Annotated in this window: 16 protein-coding genes; 12 read left to right on the forward strand and 4 right to left on the reverse strand. The window is 63.7% G+C overall.

The genetic code is table 11. The features are described from left to right. Positions 1-40: 40 nt before the first annotated feature. Positions 41-1,585, forward strand: coding sequence for a polyphosphate:AMP phosphotransferase (gene pap / locus RQP54_RS10675; RefSeq protein ID WP_315678253.1), 1,545 nt, complete (start codon positions 41-43; stop codon positions 1,583-1,585). 34 nt (positions 1,586-1,619) lie between these two features. Here pap and RQP54_RS10680 read toward each other — a convergent pair whose 3' ends face one another. Continuing rightward, entirely contained in the window at positions 1,620-1,946 is a 327-nt protein-coding gene (locus RQP54_RS10680) for a thioredoxin family protein (protein ID WP_315678254.1), read from the reverse strand. Positions 1,947-2,017: 71 nt separating this feature from the next. On the opposite strand from RQP54_RS10680, the gene RQP54_RS10685 reads away from it, so the two are divergent. Next, a complete protein-coding gene (locus RQP54_RS10685) occupies positions 2,018-3,007 on the forward strand; it encodes an LLM class flavin-dependent oxidoreductase (RefSeq protein WP_315678256.1) in 990 nt (329 codons plus the stop codon). 158 nt (positions 3,008-3,165) lie between these two features. Here RQP54_RS10685 and RQP54_RS10690 read toward each other — a convergent pair whose 3' ends face one another. Then, on the reverse strand, positions 3,166-3,525 hold the full coding sequence (locus RQP54_RS10690) for an NIPSNAP family protein (RefSeq protein WP_315678257.1): 360 nt from the start codon (positions 3,523-3,525) through the stop codon (positions 3,166-3,168). Beyond that, positions 3,516-4,052, reverse strand: a complete 537-nt coding sequence (locus RQP54_RS10695; RefSeq protein WP_315678259.1) for a DUF1579 domain-containing protein — start codon at positions 4,050-4,052, stop codon at positions 3,516-3,518. Before RQP54_RS10695 ends, RQP54_RS10690 begins: the two co-directional genes overlap by 10 nt. Before the next feature lie 133 nt (positions 4,053-4,185). Between RQP54_RS10695 and RQP54_RS10700 the strand changes: the two genes are divergently transcribed. Further along, positions 4,186-5,088 (forward strand): LysR family transcriptional regulator, encoded by a 903-nt coding sequence (locus tag RQP54_RS10700; RefSeq protein WP_315678260.1) that lies wholly within the window; start codon positions 4,186-4,188, stop codon positions 5,086-5,088. Between the two features lie 133 nt (positions 5,089-5,221). On the opposite strand, the gene fabI is transcribed toward RQP54_RS10700, so the two are convergent. Continuing rightward, a complete protein-coding gene (gene fabI, locus RQP54_RS10705) occupies positions 5,222-6,007 on the reverse strand; it encodes an enoyl-ACP reductase FabI (protein WP_315678262.1) in 786 nt (261 codons plus the stop codon). A 42-nt stretch (positions 6,008-6,049) separates the two neighbouring features. On the opposite strand from fabI, the gene RQP54_RS10710 reads away from it, so the two are divergent. The 9 genes from RQP54_RS10710 to truB all read left to right on the forward strand — a co-directional run bounded on the left by RQP54_RS10710 (position 6,050) and on the right by truB (position 18,215). Continuing rightward, complete coding sequence (locus tag RQP54_RS10710; RefSeq protein WP_315678264.1) at positions 6,050-7,873, forward strand: extracellular solute-binding protein; 1,824 nt, start codon at positions 6,050-6,052, stop codon at positions 7,871-7,873. Positions 7,874-7,876: 3 nt separating this feature from the next. Beyond that, a complete protein-coding gene (locus RQP54_RS10715) occupies positions 7,877-8,902 on the forward strand; it encodes a microcin C ABC transporter permease YejB (protein WP_315678265.1) in 1,026 nt (341 codons plus the stop codon). Beyond that, complete coding sequence (locus RQP54_RS10720; protein WP_409997554.1) at positions 8,886-9,941, forward strand: ABC transporter permease; 1,056 nt, start codon at positions 8,886-8,888, stop codon at positions 9,939-9,941. Before RQP54_RS10715 ends, RQP54_RS10720 begins: the two co-directional genes overlap by 17 nt. Before the next feature lies 1 nt (position 9,942). Then, positions 9,943-11,553 (forward strand): dipeptide ABC transporter ATP-binding protein, encoded by a 1,611-nt coding sequence (locus tag RQP54_RS10725; protein WP_315678267.1) that lies wholly within the window; start codon positions 9,943-9,945, stop codon positions 11,551-11,553. A gap of 121 nt (positions 11,554-11,674) precedes the next feature. Further along, the gene (rimP, locus tag RQP54_RS10730; protein WP_315678268.1) at positions 11,675-12,256 is read left to right on the forward strand and encodes a ribosome maturation factor RimP; all 582 of its coding nucleotides are present in this window, start codon (positions 11,675-11,677) and stop codon (positions 12,254-12,256) included. 55 nt (positions 12,257-12,311) lie between these two features. Continuing rightward, a complete protein-coding gene (nusA, locus tag RQP54_RS10735; protein ID WP_315678270.1) occupies positions 12,312-13,799 on the forward strand; it encodes a transcription termination factor NusA in 1,488 nt (495 codons plus the stop codon). Positions 13,800-13,889: 90 nt separating this feature from the next. After that, positions 13,890-16,784, forward strand: coding sequence for a translation initiation factor IF-2 (infB, locus tag RQP54_RS10740; RefSeq protein ID WP_315678271.1), 2,895 nt, complete (start codon positions 13,890-13,892; stop codon positions 16,782-16,784). 16 nt (positions 16,785-16,800) lie between these two features. After that, entirely contained in the window at positions 16,801-17,175 is a 375-nt protein-coding gene (gene rbfA / locus RQP54_RS10745) for a 30S ribosome-binding factor RbfA (protein WP_315678272.1), read from the forward strand. 2 nt (positions 17,176-17,177) lie between these two features. After that, complete coding sequence (gene truB, locus RQP54_RS10750) at positions 17,178-18,215, forward strand: tRNA pseudouridine(55) synthase TruB (protein WP_315678273.1); 1,038 nt, start codon at positions 17,178-17,180, stop codon at positions 18,213-18,215. Positions 18,216-18,223 lie beyond the last annotated feature (8 nt).

Here is an 18,223-nt window from a genome sequence, read left to right on the forward strand (position 1 = left end):
TCCCAGAACCCACAACCCCGCGCGGGCACAGGAGGCTACCGTGTTCCAGTCTGCCGAAATCGGCCATCGCATCGACAAGAAAACCTTCAACGCTGCCATTCCCGCCTTGCGCGCGGGCCTGCTGCAGGCCCAGGTGAAGCTGCTGGAAGGCAAGAAGATTCCCGTGGTGGTGCTCATCAGCGGCCAGGACGGCGCTGGCAAGGGCGAGACCATCAATGTGCTCTACGAGTGGATGGACCCGCGCTTCCTGCAGACGCTGGCCTTTTCCGAGCCTACCGACGAGGAGCGCGAACGCCCGGTGATGTGGCGCTACTGGCGCAGCCTGCCGCCCAAGGGTCGGGTGGGCATCTTCGCGGGTTCCTGGTATTCCGACCCCATCCGCAAGCGCATCGAAGGGCTCATCAGCCAGAAGGAGCTGGACGCCACGGCCGAGCAGATCAACCGCTTCGAGGCCATGCTGGTCAATGAAGGCGCACTGGTGCTCAAGTTCTGGTTCCACCTGACCAAGGACGCCCAGGAAAAGCGCCTGCGCGAACTGCAGAGCGACCCGAAGACCGCCTGGCGCGTCACCCAGTGGAACTGGGACCGGCTCAAGACCTACGACAAGCTCATGGACGTGTCGCAGCACCTGCTGCGCGTCACCAACACGCCGTGGGCGCCATGGATTGTGGTGGAGGGCACCGACGACCGTTACCGTAGCCTCACCGTGGGGCAGACCCTGCTGGCCGCCCTCCAGGCCAAGCTGGCCACGGGAGACAACCAGGACAGCCCGGTGGCCCCGCTGGTGCGCGTGGACCCGGACGGGCGCAACGTGCTGTCTGAGCTGGACATGGGCCTGGCCTTGGACGACAAGACCTACAAGGCGCAGCTGGCCAAGTGGCAGGGCCGCCTGTCCGAGCTACTGCGCGACCCGCGTTTCAAGGGCCGCTCGCTGGTGTGTGCGTTCGAAGGGGCCGACGCGGCCGGCAAGGGCGGAGCCATCCGGCGCATGGCTGCAGCCATGGACGCGCGCCAGTTCCAGATCATTCCCATTGCCGCCCCCACCGAAGAAGAACGTGCCCAGCCCCACCTGTGGCGCTTCTGGCGCCACCTGCCGCGCAAGGGCCATGTCGCCATCTTCGACCGCACCTGGTACGGCCGGGTGCTGGTGGAGCGCGTGGAGGGTTTCTGCAAGCAAGCCGACTGGCTGCGGGGCTATACCGAGATCAATGACTTCGAGCACGAGCTCATCGACGCGGGTGTGGTGGTGGTGAAGTTCTGGTTGCAGATCAGCCAGGACGAACAGCTGCGCCGCTTCCAGGAGCGCGAGCAGGTGGAGTTCAAGCGCTTCAAGATCACCGAGGAAGACTGGCGCAACCGCGAAAAGTGGAACGCCTACCAGCAGGCCATCTGCGACATGGTGGAGCGCACCAGCACCGGCAACGCCCCGTGGACGCTGGTGGAAGCCAACGACAAGAACTATGCCCGGGTGAAGATCCTGCGCACCGTGTGTGAGCGGCTGGAGGCCGAACTGAACGCCGACCTTTCCAAGCCCACTGAGAAAAAGGGCTCTGGCGAGAAAAGCGCGAAGAAACGCAAGAAGTAGGGCGCTTGCCCATATGGCGAAGGCAGGTGCTGCCTCAGGCGCCAGCCAAAGCTGCGGCAACCTCGGCAGCCTGGGTAGGGCGCACCAGGCGCGCAACTTCCTGGCCATCGCGCAGCAGCACCAGCGTGGGCCAGAGCTTGACGCGATAGCTGCGTCCCAATGCCCGGCCCGGGCCGTCTTCCACCTTGAGGTGGTTCCATACGGTGTGTTGGGCCAGCGCTTGCCGCACTGCCGGCTCGGCGGCGCGGCAGTGTCCGCACCAGTTGGTGCCGAATTCCAGCACGGTCAGGCCGGGCAGGGCATCTACTTCGGCGCGCGTGGGGGCTTCGGTCTCGCTCAGGTAGGGGTGGTAGGCGCTCATGCCCCGATTGTGTCCCGTCCGCGATAGCCCCGTGGCGTGCCCTGAATGGGGTGCGCTTCGATAATCCCCCCATGCCCCAACCCCAACTCTCCATGCTGGACCTCGTCGCCGTGCGCGAGGGCAGCACCGTGTCCCAAGCCATTGCCACCGCCTTGCAGGCAGCACAACACGCCGAGCGCCTCGGATTCACCCGCTACTGGCTGGCCGAGCACCACAACATGCCGGGGCTGGCGTGTTCGTCCACCGCCGTGCTCATCGGGCACATTGCGGGTGGCACCGAGCGCATTCGCGTGGGGGCGGGCGGCATCATGCTGCCCAACCACGCGCCCCTGGTGGTGGCGGAAGCCTTTGGCACGCTGGAAGCCCTGTACCCTGGCCGCATCGACCTGGGGCTGGGGCGGGCGCCGGGTACCGACCCGCTGACCATGCGCGCATTGCGCCGCAACCGGGTGGAAACGGAAGAAGACTTTCCCCGCGAGGTGGCCGAACTGCAGCAACTGCTCGGTGAGCCCCAGCCGGGGCAGCGCGTGGTGGCCTCGCCGGGGGCGGGCTCGCACGTGCCCATCTGGCTGCTGGGCTCCAGCCTGTTCTCGGCCCAGTTGGCAGCGCTGCGCGGCTTGCCCTATGCCTTTGCCTCGCATTTCGCCCCGCGCATGCTCATGCAGGCACTGCACATCTACCGCAGCACCTTCCAGCCCTCCGCCGTGCTGTCCAAGCCGCGCGTGGTGGTGGGTGTGCCGCTGATCGCCGCGACGACCGACGACGAGGCCCAGTTCCTGGCTACCAGCATCTACCAGCGGGTCTCGGGCATCGTACGTGGTGAGCGTCGCGCGCTGCAGCCGCCCGTAGCCGGCTACCTGGAGTCGCGCGAGCCGCAGGAGCGCGCGGCCATCGCCGACTTCCTGGCCATGGCCGTGATTGGCGGGCCGCAAACCGTGGCGCAGCAACTGCGCAAGATTGCCGACACCACCGAGGCCGACGAGCTCATGCTGGTCTGCGACATCTTCGACCCTGCACTGCGGTTGCGCTCGCTGGAAATTGCCGCGCAGGCCATGCACTGACCCTGGTGGATTTAGAGTCGGCGTAGAGGCCTGCAAGGCCAGCGGCACTCGCCAAGTCATTTGCTTTTGCTATCGAATATATAGCTTCGTGTTCATATTTTGTAATGGATAGGGGCATATTTCCTTGGCAATAGTGCCCAGAAGGTCTAGCGTCTCTGTCATTCGGGGTGCGCTCCCCGGCTGACGATGGATCGGTTGCGCAAGGCCTCGATGCGGTCTGGGCTCAACGCCAACACCACGTTGCTGTCCGCTGCGATCATCGCCACGATGGCTTCCCGTGGCCCGTTGCGCCAGGCGGAGCTGGCATAGAACGCAGCCTGGGTGGCTTGCAGGTGGGTCAGATCATGGTAAGCACGCATCAGGAAATAGCTGTCCGCGTCGTGCAGCGAGGGGCCCAAATCCACGACGTCCATGCCCCATTCGAGCATCAGGGGCAGGCTTTGTTGGCAGACCAGTTCGTGGAAGCGATCCCGGCTGCCCAGATTGAGCCGGTAGCTACGTATTTCGACTACGGGCATGTCGTTGCGCCTGCAGTGCCATTGGTGCGGTGGAAGTCCATCACCCAGTTGACTTCCCAGCTGATGCCTCCATCGGTGGAAAACGCCTGCTCCCAGCGGGGCTGCCCCCGCTCGGAGCACTGCGTCCACAGGAAGCGCACACGAATGGGCTGGCCGTTGAGCGTGTCGTCGGCGTAGAAATACCCCTTGCCGTCCTGGAAGCCGCCCACCACGGGAACGTCGAGCCGCCCGGGATGGCGTCCATCCAGCCACCAGATCGACCACCAGCCGCTGGCTGCGTCAAAGCTGCGGATGGTCAATGCCCGGTAGTCACCGTCGGGCAGGTGGATCAGGTTGTCGTCTACATTGGCATGGCCAGCGAGCAGCTTTTGCATGGTGGAGCTGCCCCCAAACGCCTCCCATTCCTGGCAGCCAGTCAGACGTTCCTTGAGGCGGCGGTGCTGTACCTTCCACGACCCGACAAAGAAGTCGAAGTCGGAAGCGGCGCCGGTGCTGGAGCGGGCAGGGGTGGTCGTTGGCTTGGTCATGGCAGGTTGCGCTCGAAGCGTGTGAAATGAGCCGCGCAGTCTAGGTCGCAGGATGGCTTCTCGTATCTGCAACTGTGCAAACTGGCATGTCAGAATTGCAAGCCATCGACATCCCATTCCGTGTTAGACCACCATGACCCAAAGCCCCAACTCGTGGGACGACTTGCGTTTCTTCTTGCACATTGGTCGTGCCAGGTCGCTGACCGCAGCCGCCGACAAGCTGGGGGTCAGCCATGCCACCGTGTTTCGTCGCCTGGGCGCGCTGGAGGCCGAGCTTGGGGTGCGCTTGTTTGCGCGCAGCCGGGCCGGCTACGCGCTCACGGATGCCGGGCAGGAGCTGTTTCAGGTTGCTGCCGACATGGAAATCGAGTTGGCCTGCGCAACACGGCAACTCGGCAAGCGTGCGGCCTGGCCGGGTGGGGTGGTGCGGCTGACCACCACCGACACCCTCATGCATGCAGCCCTCGCACCCGTGCTGAGTGCCTACCAGCGCCAGGCCGGCGTGCAGCTGTTGATCAACACTTCCACGGTGCAGCAAGACATTCTGAAAGGCGAGGTCGACGTGGCCATCCGAGCCGGAGGCCGTCCCGCAGACCCGCTGGTGGCACGGCGACTGTGCCGCATCGAGTCCACGGTGTACCGCTCACGCAAGATCAGTGGTGCCACCCCCGGCAACCTGGCCGATTTCCCCTGGGTGGCTGGTGACGACACGTTTGCCCACCTGGATTCCTCCAAGTGGCTGCACCAGCAAGGTCTGGACGCCAACGCTGTGCTGCGCACCAACAGCCACGTCAACGTGTTGAACCTGGTCAAGGCTGGCGCGGGGCTGGCCGTGCTGCCCTGCTACCTCGGTGATCTGGAGCCCAGCATCTGCCGCGTGATTCCGACTCCGCCCAAGGCGTGGCGCAGCGACCTGTGGCTACTCACCCGCGTGGACCTGCGCCACGTGCCCCGCATCAAGCAACTGTTTGAGGCCGTGGTGGAGGGCATGCGACCCCAGGTTGCGCTGTTTGAAGGGCACGCTGCTTTGGGCTGAACTGGTGCTGTCTGATTCTGGAAGAGGCCAATGAAAAAGCCTGCCACCGTTCCCGGTTCAGCAGGCTTTCGCTATCAAATTTCTAGCTAGTAACGCATATTCCATGCGGGCTGGCGTCAGTTTTGAAAGGTAATCAGCCCTCCACCACCGATACGGCGGAGTTGGACACGCCGCAATCCACGTAGGCGATCTGGCCGGTCATGCCGGAGGACAGGTCGCTGAGCAGGAAGGCGGCGACGTTGCCCACTTCTTCGATGGTGACGTTGCGGCGCAAGGGCGAGGCACCGGCCGAGATGGCCAGCAGCTTGCCGAAGTCCTTGATGCCGCTGGCGGCCAGGGTCTTGATGGCGCCGGCGCTGATGCCGTTGGCGCGGATGCCTTTTTCACCCACGGCTTCGGCCAGGTAACGCACCGAGGCTTCGAGCGAGGCCTTGGCCAGGCCCATGGTGTTGTAGCTGGGCACCACGCGCACGGCACCCAGGTAACTCAGGGTCAGCAGGGAGGCGTTCTCGTTGAGCATGGGCAGGGCGGCCTTGGCCATGCCGGGGAAGCTGTAGGCGCTGATGTCGTGGGCAATGCGGTAGTTCTCGCGGGTCAGGCCGTCGAGGAAGTTGCCGGCAATGGCTTCACGCGGGGCAAAGCCGATGCTGTGCACGAAGCCGTCAAACTTGGGCCAGTGGACGGCCAGGTCGGCAAACATCTTGTCGATCTGCTCGTCGCTGGAAACGTCGCAGTCGAACACCAGCTTGGAGTTGAAGTCGGCAGCAAATTCGCTGATGCGGTCCTTGAAGCGCTCGCCCACGTAGCTGAAGGCCAGTTCAGCGCCTTGCTCGTGGCAGGCTTTGGCAATGCCGTAGGCGATGGAGCGGTTGGAAAGTACGCCGGTGATCAGAAACTTCTTGCCTGTCAAAAAACCCATGTTGTCCTCATTCAAATACTTGACGTAAGGCAGAATTGTCGCATGCGTCGATTGCTGCATTCCTTCACCATCCTGTCGGCCATTTCCGCCGGGCCGGCTTGGGGCTCGCATGGGTATGCCTTGTGGGGCGAGCTCAAGTACCCGCCGCAGTTTGCCCAATTCGACTACGTGAACGCAGCCGCGCCCAAGGGCGGCGAGCTGCGCATGGTGAGCAACCTGCGCGTGTCCACGTACGACAAGTTCAACCCCTTCACCATCAAGGGCTCGGCGCCGGCCTACCTGTCCGGCCTGATGTTCGACACCCTGCTGGCCGGCGCTGCGGACGAAACCGCGTCGGCCTACGGGCTGCTGGCGCAGGACGTGCGCGTGGCTCCTGACGGCCTCAGCGCCGAGTTCACCTTGCGCACGCAAGCTCGTTTCCACAATGGCGACCCGGTGCTGGCGAAAGACGTGAAGCACAGCTTCGATACCCTCAACGGCCCGCATGTGTCACCGGGCTACCGCACGGCGCTGGAGGATGTGGCGGGTGTGGACGTGGTGAACGAGCGTACCGTGCGCTACCGCTTCAAGAAGCCCAACCGCGAGCTGCCGCTCACGGTGGGCGGCCTGCCGGTGTTCAGCCACCGCTGGGGTGAGGAAGGGGGTAAGGCCAAGCCTTTCAATGAAGTGGTGATGGACATCCCCATCGGCAGCGGCCCCTACCGCATTGGTCCCACGCGCTTCGGCAAGGACATCACCTATGTGCGTGATGTGAACTACTGGGCCAAAGACCTTCCCGTGCGCAAGGGGCAGTTCAACTTTGACCGCATCACGGTCAAGATCTACAAGGACAACACGGCGCGGCTGGAGGCCCTGAAAGCGGGTGAGTTCGACCTGATGCGTTTCTTCTCGGCCGGTGACTGGGCCCGGCGCGTGACGGGGCGCAAGTTCAACACCGGCGAGCTGGTCAAGGCCGAGTTCCAGCACCGCCTGCCCAGCGGTTTCCAGAGCTATGTGCTCAATACCCGCCGCCCGCTGCTGCAGGACCTGCGCGTGCGCCAGGCCCTGGGGCTGGCGCTGGATTTTGAGTGGATGAACCGCCAGCTGTTCTACAACGCCTACGCGCGTGTGCAGGGCATCTTCGGCAATACCGATTGCCAGGCCAGCGGCACCCCGGATGCCGCGGAGCAGGCCTTGCTGGCACCGTACAAGGCGCAGCTGCCGCAGGCCGTGTTCGGAGCCATGGCCACGCCACCGCGCACCGATGGCGATAGCAGCCTGCGCGCCAACCTGCGCCAGGCCCAGGCGCTGCTGAAAGAGGCCGGTTGGGAATACCGCGACGGCGCGCTGCGCAATGCCAAAGGGGAGCCCCTGCGGCTGGAATACCTGGACAGCAACGAGGCCGGTGCCCGCGTGGTCACGCCCTGGGTACGCAACCTCGAAAAGATCGGGGTGGAGCTGGTGTTCCGCCCGGTCGACTTTGCGCTGTACCAGCAGCGGCTGCAGAAGTTCGAATTCGACATCACCAGCCTGGCCTACCAGGGCTCACACAACCCCGGTGCCGAGCTGGCCGACCTGTTCGGCTCCAAGGCCGCCAACCAGGAAGATTCGGGCAACCACAGCGGTATCCAAAGCCCGGCGGTGGACGCGCTGGTGGCCCGCATCGTGGGCGCGAAGACCAAGGCCGAGTTGCTGCCCGCCTGCCGGGCGCTGGATCGCGTCATCACCCACAGCCACATTCTGGTTCCACAGTGGTCGGCCCCCACGCACCGCGTGGCCTACAACGCCTGGCGGCTGGAGCGCCCGCAGGCCATGCCGCCCTATGCGCAGGCCGAAGGCTGGGCCATGGAAACCTGGTGGGCCAAGCCGGAAATGAAAAGACCGTAAGCCATGTTCTGGTACATCCTCAAACGCCTCCTGCTCATGGTGCCCACGCTGTTCGGCGTGCTGCTGCTCACCTTTGTCGTCATCCAGTTCGTGCCCGGCGGGCCGGTGGAGCAGTACCTGGCCGAGGCGCGCGCTGGCACCGGCGGCGGCGATACGGGGGCGCTGGCCTACCGCGGCGCGCAGGGGGTAGACCCCAAGCGCCTGGAGCAAGCCAAGGCGCTGTACGGCTTTGACAAGCCGCCTGCCGAGCGTTTCTGGCAGATGCTGGGCCAGTTCGCACGCTTTGATCTGGGCAAGAGCTTCTTCCACAACCGCGACGTGGCCGGGCTGATCTGGGAAAAGCTGCCGGTGTCCATGAGCCTGGGGCTGTGGACCTTCTTCATCAGCTACCTCGTGGCGGTGCCGTTGGGGGTGGCCAAGGCGGTGCGCGCGGGCAGCCGGTTCGATCTGGTGACCACCGGGCTGGTGATGCTGGGCTATGCCATTCCGGGCTTCGTGCTGGGGGTAGCACTGTTGGTCATCTTTGGCGGTCAACTGCAGTGGTTCCCACTGCGCGGCCTGACCTCGGCGAACTGGGATGAACTGTCCTGGGGTGCGCGTGTGGTGGACTACCTGTGGCACATCACGCTGCCGGTCACCAGCATGGTGCTGGGCAGCTTTGCCGTGACCAGCATGCTTACCAAGAACGCGTTTCTGGAAGAGATCCGCAAGCAATACGTGCTGACGGCCCGCGCCAAGGGCCTCAGCGAGACGAGAGTGCTGTGGACGCATGTGATGCGCAATGCGCTCATTCCCATCGTCACCGGCTTTCCGGCGGCCTTCATCGGCGCCTTCTTTACCGGCTCGCTGCTGATCGAGACCCTGTTCTCGCTCGACGGCATGGGCCTGCTGGGCTTCGAGAGCGTGATCCGGCGCGACTACCCGGTGGTCATGGGCACGCTCTACCTGTTTACCTTGATCGGTCTGGTCACCAAGCTGGTGTCCGACCTCTGCTACGCCTGGGTGGACCCGCGTGTCAAATTCGACTGAACCCGTGCGCCCCCTGGGAGCCAGCCCCGCGCGGCGGGCCTGGGCGCGTTTCCGCAAGAACCGTCTCGGTCTGTGGAGCCTGTGGATCTTCTGCGCCATGGTGCTGCTGAGCCTGGGGGCTGAGCTCATCTCCAACGACCGCCCGCTGGTGGTGCGATACCAGGGGCAGTGGTACTGGCCGCTCACCCACGACTACCCGGAAACCACCTTCGGCGGCGACTTTGCCACGCCCACCGACTACCTCGACCCCTTCATTCAGCAGCAGCTGCGCCAGGAGGGCAACTGGGCCCTGTTTGCCCCCAACCGCTACGGCGCCAAGACGCTCAACTACTTCGCGCCCAGTCCCAACCCGGCACCACCGTCCAGCGAGAACTGGTTGGGCACCGACGACCGTGGGCGCGACCTGCTGGCGCAGCTGATCTACGGCTTTCGGGTCAGCGTGCTGTTTGCCTTTGCGCTCACTTTCACGGGTGTGGTTCTGGGTGTCATCACGGGGGCCATCCAGGGCTATTTCGGCGGGCGTACCGATCTGCTGTTCCAGCGCTTCATCGAAATCTGGAGCTCCATGCCGGAGCTCTACCTGCTCATCATTTTCAGCGCCGTGCTCTCGCCCAGCGTGGGCCTGCTGCTGGTGCTGCTGAGCCTGTTTGGCTGGATGGGGCTGGGTGACTACGTGCGCGCCGAGTTCCTGCGCAACCGCCAGTTGGACTACGTGCGGGCGGCCCGGGCCCTGGGCGTGTCGCACTGGCGCATCATCACCCGCCATGTGTTGCCCAACAGCCTCACCCCGGTGGTGACCTTCCTGCCATTTCGCATGAGCGGGGCCATCCTGGCGCTCACCTCGTTGGACTTTCTGGGCTTGGGCGTACCGCCGGGAACACCCTCGCTGGGCGAGTTGCTGTCGCAGGGCAAGGGCAGCATCGACGCCTGGTGGATTTCGCTCGCCACCTTTTTCGTGCTGGCCTTCACGCTGTTGCTGCTGACGCTGATGGGTGACGCGCTGCGCGACGCGCTGGACCCGCGCAAGGCGGTGGACTGACATGGCAGACACACAGATCAACACCGCCGAGCCCTTGCTGCAGGTCCGCGGCCTGCGCATTGCCTTCGGCGCGCACGAAGTGGTGCACGGCATCGACTTCGACCTGCATGCCGGTCAGCGCCTGGCGCTGGTGGGGGAGTCCGGTTCGGGCAAATCGCTCACGGCCTTGAGCCTGCTGGGGCTGGCCCAGGGCGCCCGCGTGTCGGGCCAGGCCCGCTGGGGCGGGGTGCAGGGAACCGACCTGCTGCAGAACACCGACCGGCAGTGGCAGGCGGTGCGTGGCAGCGACATTGCCATGGTGTTTCAGGAGCCCATGACGGCCCTGAACCCCCTGTTCACCATTGGCCGCCAGATTACCGAGGTCTTGCAGCAGAAAATGGGCCTGGCCCCCGCAGAATGTGCGCAACGCGCTACGGAATTGCTAGCGGAAGTCGGCATCCCGGAACCCGCCCGTAGCCTGAATGCCTACCCGCACCAGCTCTCGGGCGGGCAGCGCCAGCGCGCCATGATCGCCATGGCCCTGGCCTGCAAGCCCAAATTGCTGTTGGCCGACGAGCCCACTACGGCGCTGGACGTGACGCTTCGGGTGCAGATACTGGACCTGTTGGCTAGGCTGCAGCAGGACCACGGCATGGCCGTACTGCTGATTTCGCACGACCTGCCGCTGGTGCGCCGCTTCGCCCACCAGGTGGCGGTCATGGACGGCGGCCACATTGTGGAACAGGGGCTGGTGGCGCAGGTGCTGCAGCAGCCTGCGCATGATGTGACGCGCCGCCTGCTCGATGCCGCCCCCCGCCGCGACGTGGCGCCGGTTTCGGATTCCGCCTCAGTGCGCCTGCAGGCACAGGGCTTGCGCGTGGCCTACCCGGTGCCACGCCCCGGTTGGCGTGGCTGGTTTTCCAAAGGCGAGTTCGTGGCCGTGCAGGGGGCTGAATTGGTGGTTCGTCAGGGGCAGACGCTGGGCATTGTGGGCGAATCCGGCTCGGGCAAGTCCACACTGGCCCTGGCCTTGTTGAACCTGTTGCCGTTTGCGGGAGACGTGGCGGTGGGGGGGCAAGCCTGGGGCCGGGACAATGCGCTGGCGCTGCGCCGGCAGATGCAGGTGGTGTTTCAGGACCCGTTTTCCTCGCTCTCGCCGCGCCTGACGGTGGGGGAGATCGTGGGCGAAGGGCTGGAAGTGCACTTCCTGGGCCTGAGCCCCGCACAGCGGCGTTCCCAGGTGGTGGCCGTGCTTGAGCGGGTCGGGCTGACCGAAGAGCGGTTCCCGGCCTTGTTGGAGCGCTACCCGCACGAATTCTCCGGCGGGCAGCGCCAGCGCATTGCCGTGGCCCGGGCGCTGGTGGTGCAACCGCAGGTACTGGTGCTGGACGAGCCCACCAGCGCGCTCGATGCCACCATGGCACGCCAGGTACTGGAGTTGCTGCAACAGCTCCAGCGCGAAGAAGGCTTGAGCTATCTGCTCATCACCCATGATGTGGGTGTGGTGCGGGCCATGGCGCACGAGGTGGCCGTGATGCGGGACGGCAAAATCCTTGAATCGGGGCCGCTGGAGCAGGTTTTTGGCACGCCGGCACACGAATACACCCGCGAATTGCTCAATTCCACTGCGTAAAAGCCTTGAAAATCAACACCTTTCGCTGATTTTTGGGTACAATCCGAGCCTTCACGACCAAACGGGCGGGTAATTACCGCCCGTTTTTTTTGGTCAAACGGTTTTAGCTGGGGTGGCAAACGTGGCGTTGCAGGACATTGTTGAACAGACAGTACGCGGATTGGGGTACGACCTGGTAGAGGTCAATCGGTCGGCGGGCGGCTTGCTGCGCATCACCATCGACATCCCGTGGGAAAAGCCTCAGGAAGGCGTACCTGCACTGCCGGAACAGTTTGTGACGGTGGAAGACTGCGAGAAGGTCAATCGCCAGTTGCAGTTTGCGCTGGAAGTGGATGGCGTCGATTACAAGCGGCTGGAAATTTCCTCGCCCGGCATCGATCGGCCCCTGCGTCATGTGGCGGACTTCGAGCGTTTTGTCGGTCATGAGATCGACATCACCCTCAAAGCCCCCATGGGTGCGGCTGCCGGTGGTCAGGTCAGTGCCAACCGCAAGAAGTTTCGCGGCACGTTGGAGCGCCTGGAAGGTGCTGATGGTGCGGTGGCTTGGCAGATCGTCTGGAGTGACGAGCCGGCACCCAAGCCCGGTGTGCGGGTGAGCAAGAAGCGCGCGGCGCCAGTTTTGCAGGCCTTGGGGTTTGCGTTGGATGAATTGAAGGAGGCGCGTCTGGCGCCGGTGGTGAATTTCAAGGGACGCGCCGCGTGATGTGGCGAATGGTTTTAAGCGTATTTTCGAATAGTGTGTTCAGGAGATTGATGGCATGAATCGCGAATTGTTGATGCTGGTCGAGGCTATTTCACGTGAGAAGAACGTGGAGCTGGATGTGGTGATGGGTGCCGTGGAAGCGGCGTTGGCCCAGGCGACCAAGAAGCTGTACGCCGGTGATGTGGATATCCGCGTTGCGCTCAATCGTGACACCGGCCAATATGACACCTTCCGCCGCTGGCACGTGGTGCCCGACGAGGCTGGGCTGCAGCTGCCTGACCAGGAGATCCTGCTGTTCGAAGCCAAGGAACAGATTCCCGATATCGAGGTGGATGAGTACATCGAGGAGCCGGTGGAGTCGGTGCCGATCGGTCGTATCGGAGCGATGGCTGCCAAGCAGGTGATCCTGCAGAAGATCCGCGACGCCGAGCGCGAGATGCTGCTCAATGACTTCATGTCGCGTGGCGAGAAAATTTTCGTCGGTACCGTCAAGCGCATGGACAAGGGTGACGTGATCGTCGAAAGCGGTCGTGTCGAAGGCCGTCTGCGCCGTTCGGAAATGATCCCGAAGGAAAACCTGCGTTCTGGCGACCGCGTGCGCGCCATGATCATGGAAGTGGACCTGACCCTGCGTGGCGCGCCCATCCTGCTGTCGCGTTCGGCGCCTGAATTCATGATTGAGCTGTTCCGCCAGGAAGTGCCTGAAATCGAGCAAGGCCTGCTGGAGATCAAGTCCTGCGCCCGTGACCCCGGTTCGCGTGCCAAGATCGCCGTGCTGTCGCACGACAAGCGCGTCGACCCCATCGGCACCTGCGTGGGTGTGCGTGGCAGCCGCGTGAACGCCGTGACCACCGAGTTGGCTGGTGAGCGTGTCGATATCGTGCTGTGGAGCGAAGACCCAGCCCAGTTCGTGATCGGTGCCTTGGCCCCTGCCAACGTGCAGTCCATCGTGGTGGATGAAGAAAAGCACGCCATGGACGTGGTGGTGGACGAGGAAAACCTGGCGATCGCCATCGGTCGCGGTGGCCAGAACGTGCGTCTGGCGTCTGACCTGACCGGCTGGAAGATCAACATCATGGATGCCGCGGAATCGGCCGCCAAGGCAGACTCCGAAGCGGGCGAGGTGCGTTCGCTGTTCATGGAAAAGCTCGATGTGGACGAAGAAATCGCCGACCTGCTGATCGAAGAAGGCTTCACCAGCCTGGAGCAGGTGGCCTACGTGCCGCTGGAAGAAATGCTCGAAATCGAAGCCCTGGACGAGGAAACTGTGCAGGAACTGCGTTCGCGCGCCAAGAATGCCCTGCTGACGATGGAAATCGCCCGCGAGGAAGATGTCGAAGAGCTGTCGCTGGAACTGCGTGACCTCGAAGGCATGACGCCCGACATCGTGGCCAAGCTGGCCGATGCTGGTATCCACAACCGCGACGATCTGGCCGACCTGGCCGTCGACGAGCTGACCGATATCACCGGTCAGAGCGCCGACGAGGCCAAGGCCATGATTCTGAAGGCGCGTGAACACTGGTTCACGGGCGATGCCGCTTAATACGCAGGGCACACCCATGGCTTCCTAGGTTTTTCGTGGATCCGCTGACCGATTGACGGGGCGGATTCTCATCAAAGGTTTCTAAAAGATATGTCTAGTACGACCGTTGCCGAGTTTGCTGTTGAACTCAAAAAATCCACCGATACCCTGTTGGAGCAGTTGCGCGCCGCCGGGGTGCAGAAATCTGCTGCGAGTGATGTCCTGACCGATGGCGACAAGCACAGCCTGCTGAACTATCTGAAGACCAGCCACGGAACCGAAAGCCCGGAGCGCAAGAAGATCACGCTGGTCAAGCGCCAGACGACCGAGATCAAGCAGGCCGATGCCACTGGAAAGGCCCGTACTATCCAGGTGGAAGTGCGCAAGAAGCGCACGTTCGTTCGCCGCGACGACGCCGAGCAGGGTGCAGAGGCCCCCGCAGCGGCTTCGACCACTGCTGCGGCTCCGGTCATCGACCAGGCCGAATTGCAGCGTCGTGAGGAAGAGGCACGTCGCCAGGCTGAGTTGATCCGTCGCCAGGAAGAAGAACTGGCGCAACGTCGCCGAGAGCGCGAGGAGCAGGAAGCCAAGGCACGTGCAGCCGAGGCCGAGGAAGCCCAGCGAGCCGCGGCCAAGGAAGAGGCCGAGCGCGCCGAGAAGGCGGCTCAGCAGAAAGCCAAGGCCGAGCAGCAGCCGGCCTCGGAGGCCGAAGAAGCCAGTGCCAAGGCCCAGGAGCAGGCACAGGCGGACGCCAAAGCCAGCAAAGTTGCGGCCGAAAAAGCTGCCGCCGAAAAGGCCCTTGCCGAGTCCAAGGCCCGTGCCGCCGAAGAGCAGGCGCGCGCCGCCGAGCTCAGCGAACGACGCCGCAAGGCCGAGGAAGAAGCAGCGGCCATTCGCCAGATGATGTCGGGCCCGGCCAAGAAAGTGGCTGCTCCGGCCAAGAAGGAAGAGCCCAAGGTCGAGGCCAAGAAGGGCACGCTGCACAAGCCTGCAGCAGGCACTACCGCAGCGAAGCCTGCGAAATCCTTCGGCAATGACGCCGCTCCCGCGGGTGGTGCTGGCAAGGAAGTCAAGGCCTCCAAGCTGTCCAGCAGCTGGGCTGGTGAGCCTGGCAAGAAGAAAGGCATTCCCACCCGTGGCGGTGACGCCGGTTCAGCCAATGCCCGTGGCAGCTGGCGCGCAGGCCCCAAGGGCAAGCGCCATGGCGAGCGTGATGACAACCGCAACCAGGCAGCGCCGGTCGAGGCGCGTGTCATTGAAGTGCACGTGCCGGAAACCATTACGGTGGCCGAGCTGGCCCACAAGATGGCGATCAAGGCATCCGAGGTCATCAAGGAGCTGATGAAGCTCGGCCAGATGGTCACCATCAACCAGCCATTGGACCAGGATACGGCCATGATCGTGGTCGAGGAATTGGGTCACAAGGCCGTGATTGCCGCGCTGGACGACCCCGAAGCGTTTACCGACGAAGAGGTGTCCGGCCAGCAGGCGGAGGCTCTGCCGCGTGCACCGGTGGTGACCGTGATGGGTCACGTTGACCACGGCAAGACCTCGCTGCTGGACTACATCCGCCGCGCCAAGGTGGCTGCCGGGGAAGCCGGTGGCATTACCCAGCACATCGGTGCCTACCACGTGGAAACCCCGCGCGGCATGGTGTCCTTCCTCGACACCCCTGGTCACGAGGCCTTCACCGCCATGCGTGCGCGTGGTGCCCAGGCGACCGACATCGTGATTCTGGTGTGTGCCGCCGACGACGGCGTGATGCCCCAGACCAAGGAAGCCGTAAAGCATGCCAAGGCAGCTGGCGTTCCCATCGTGGTGGCGATCACCAAGGCCGACAAGCCCGATGCCAACCCCGAGCGCGTGAAGCAGGAGCTGGTGGGAGAGGAAGTGGTGCCCGAAGAATACGGTGGTGAGTCGCCCTTCGTGGCGGTTTCGTCCAAGACGGGCATGGGCATCGACGAACTGCTGGAGCAGGTGCTGTTGCAGGCCGAAGTGCTGGAACTCAAGGCACCGGTCGATGCCATGGCCAAGGGTCTGGTGATTGAAGCCAAGCTCGACAAGGGCCGTGGCCCGGTCGCCACGGTACTGGTGCAGTCCGGTACGCTCAAGGCCGGTGATGTGGTGCTGGCTGGTCAGACCTATGGCCGTGTGCGCGCCATGCTGGACGAGAACGGCCGCCGTATCGAGTCGGCTGGTCCGTCCATTCCGGTCGAGATCCAGGGTCTCACGGAAGTACCCCAGGCCGGTGACGAGTTCATGGTGCTGGCCGATGAGCGCCGCGCCCGCGAGATCGCGACCTACCGTGCTGGCAAGTTCCGCAACACCAAGCTGGCCAAGCAACAGGCAGCCAAGCTGGAGAACATGTTCTCCGAAATGTCCTCGGGCGACGTCAAGACGCTGCCCATCATCATCAAGGCCGACGTGCAGGGTTCGCAGGAAGCGCTTGCTTCCTCCTTGCTCAAGCTGTCGACCGACGAAGTCAAGGTGCAGATGGTGTACGCCGCAGTCGGTGGCATCAGCGAATCCGACATCAACCTGGCGATCGCCTCCAAGGCTGTCATCATCGGCTTCAACACCCGCGCCGATGCCGGTGCACGCAAGCTGGCCGAAACCAATGGTGTGGATATCCGCTACTACGACATCATCTATGACGCCGTGGACGACCTGAAGGCCGCCATGTCGGGCATGCTGACTCCGGACAAGAAGGAAGAAGTCATCGGTACTGCGGAAATCCGTACCGTGTTCGTCGCCTCGAAGATCGGTACCGTGGCTGGCTGTATGGTCACCAGTGGCTTCGTCACACGCAGCGCGCATTTCCGCCTGCTGCGCGACAATGTCGTCATCTACACCGGCGAACTCGATTCCCTGAAGCGGATGAAAGACGACGTGCGCGAAGTCAAGGAAGGCTTCGAGTGCGGTATCAAGCTAAAGAACTACAACGAGATCAAGGAAAACGATCAGTTGGAGTTCTTCGAAATCAAGGAAGTGGCTCGTACGCTGTAATCCATAGGTCCTTTTCGTGCGCAAGAAGTCCAGTACCCCCAATCGCGGTTTCCGCATCGCCGACCAGATCCAACGCGATCTGACGGACTTGATCGCCCGCGAGCTGAAGGACCCCCGCGTGGGTATGGTTACGCTGCAGGGCGTGGAAGTCACGCCGGATTACGCCCACGCCAAGGTCTACTTCAGCCTGCTGGTGGGGGACCCGGTGGAGACGGCCGAGGCCCTGAACCAGGCCGCTGGCTTCCTGCGCAACGGCCTGTTCAAGCGTCTGCACATCCACACCGTGCCGACGCTGCATTTCCTCTTCGACCAGACGCCCGAGCGTGCGGCCGACATGAACGCGCTGATTGCGCGCGCCGTCGCTTCCCGCGCCAAGGACAGCGAAGGCTAGCCATGAGCACCGCAGGGCCGCCCCAAGGTGCGAAGGCCCCCTTGGGGGGCAGCGAATTGCACGCAGTGAAGGAGCGTGGGGGTCAACGTACCCGGGTTGCAAGGCGCCCCGTGCATGGGGTGCTGTTGCTCGACAAGCCACTGGGTTTTTCCAGCAACCAGGCCTTGCAGAAGGTCAAATGGTTGTTGCGCGCGGAGAAGGCGGGCCATACCGGGACGCTGGACCCGCTAGCCAGTGGTGTACTGCCATTGTGTTTTGGTGCCGCCACCAAATTCAGTCAAATCCATCTGGATGCGGACAAGACCTATGAAACCGTCGTGCGTCTGGGTGTGAAGACCAGTACCGCAGACGCGGAAGGTGAGGTGCTCGCTACCCGGCCCGTGACGTGCTCGGCAGGCCAAGTGGTCGAGGTACTGGATCGGTTCACCGGGCCGATCGCCCAGGTGCCACCCATGCACAGTGCCTTGAAGAAGGACGGCAAGGCCTTGTATGAGTATGCGCGCGATGGCGTGGAAGTGGAGCGCGAGCCCCGCAACGTGACCATTCATGACCTTGAGTTGCTGGAGATGCAGCTGCAGGGCGATGCGCCGAGCCTGCGTTTGCGGGTGACGTGCAGCAAGGGAACGTACATCCGTACCCTGGGCGAGGATATCGGTGAAGCGCTGGGCTGCGGTGGCCATTTGACCTACCTGCGTCGCGTGGCTACCGGGCCGTTTTCCGAAGCCGGAACGGTGACCGTGGAGGCGCTGGAAGCCATGGCGGAGGAGCAGCGATTGGCCATGCTGCAGCCGGTGGAAACCCTGCTGCAGGGATACCAGAAACTGGTACTGGATAACGACAACGCGGCCAAGTTCCTCAGTGGGATGCGCCGCCGCGGAGACTTTAAAGATGCTGAACACGTGATGGTGTTCGCGGACAAACCCCATGCGCTACTGGGCACGGCGCATACCAAGGCCGGAGAACTGATTCCGGTGCGCCTTTTGAGCCCCGCAGAGATTGGTGAGACCCTCACCCAACAGGAATTGACAGAAATCGACTGAAAGAGGAC

The sequence above is a fragment of the Curvibacter sp. APW13 genome (genome assembly GCF_032337135.1).
In the GTDB taxonomy this organism is placed as follows: Bacteria; Pseudomonadota; Gammaproteobacteria; order Burkholderiales; family Burkholderiaceae_C; genus Allorhodoferax.

Bases quoted from the DNA above. Each gene is read 5' to 3' on its own strand.
- nusA (WP_315678270.1), top strand. From the start codon at position 12,312: ATGAATCGCGAATTGTTGATGCTGGTCGAGGCTATTTCACGTGAGAAG.
- RQP54_RS10680 (WP_315678254.1), bottom strand. From the start codon at position 1,946: ATGAGCGCCTACCACCCCTACCTGAGCGAGACCGAAGCCCCCACGCGC.
- RQP54_RS10700 (WP_315678260.1), top strand. From the start codon at position 4,186: ATGACCCAAAGCCCCAACTCGTGGGACGACTTGCGTTTCTTCTTGCAC.
- RQP54_RS10690 (WP_315678257.1), bottom strand. From the start codon at position 3,525: ATGCCCGTAGTCGAAATACGTAGCTACCGGCTCAATCTGGGCAGCCGG.
- truB (WP_315678273.1), top strand. From the start codon at position 17,178: ATGAGCACCGCAGGGCCGCCCCAAGGTGCGAAGGCCCCCTTGGGGGGC.
- RQP54_RS10710 (WP_315678264.1), top strand. From the start codon at position 6,050: ATGCGTCGATTGCTGCATTCCTTCACCATCCTGTCGGCCATTTCCGCC.
- RQP54_RS10725 (WP_315678267.1), top strand. From the start codon at position 9,943: ATGGCAGACACACAGATCAACACCGCCGAGCCCTTGCTGCAGGTCCGC.
- RQP54_RS10715 (WP_315678265.1), top strand. From the start codon at position 7,877: ATGTTCTGGTACATCCTCAAACGCCTCCTGCTCATGGTGCCCACGCTG.
- RQP54_RS10685 (WP_315678256.1), top strand. From the start codon at position 2,018: ATGCCCCAACCCCAACTCTCCATGCTGGACCTCGTCGCCGTGCGCGAG.
- fabI (WP_315678262.1), bottom strand. From the start codon at position 6,007: ATGGGTTTTTTGACAGGCAAGAAGTTTCTGATCACCGGCGTACTTTCC.
- infB (WP_315678271.1), top strand. From the start codon at position 13,890: ATGTCTAGTACGACCGTTGCCGAGTTTGCTGTTGAACTCAAAAAATCC.
- RQP54_RS10695 (WP_315678259.1), bottom strand. From the start codon at position 4,052: ATGACCAAGCCAACGACCACCCCTGCCCGCTCCAGCACCGGCGCCGCT.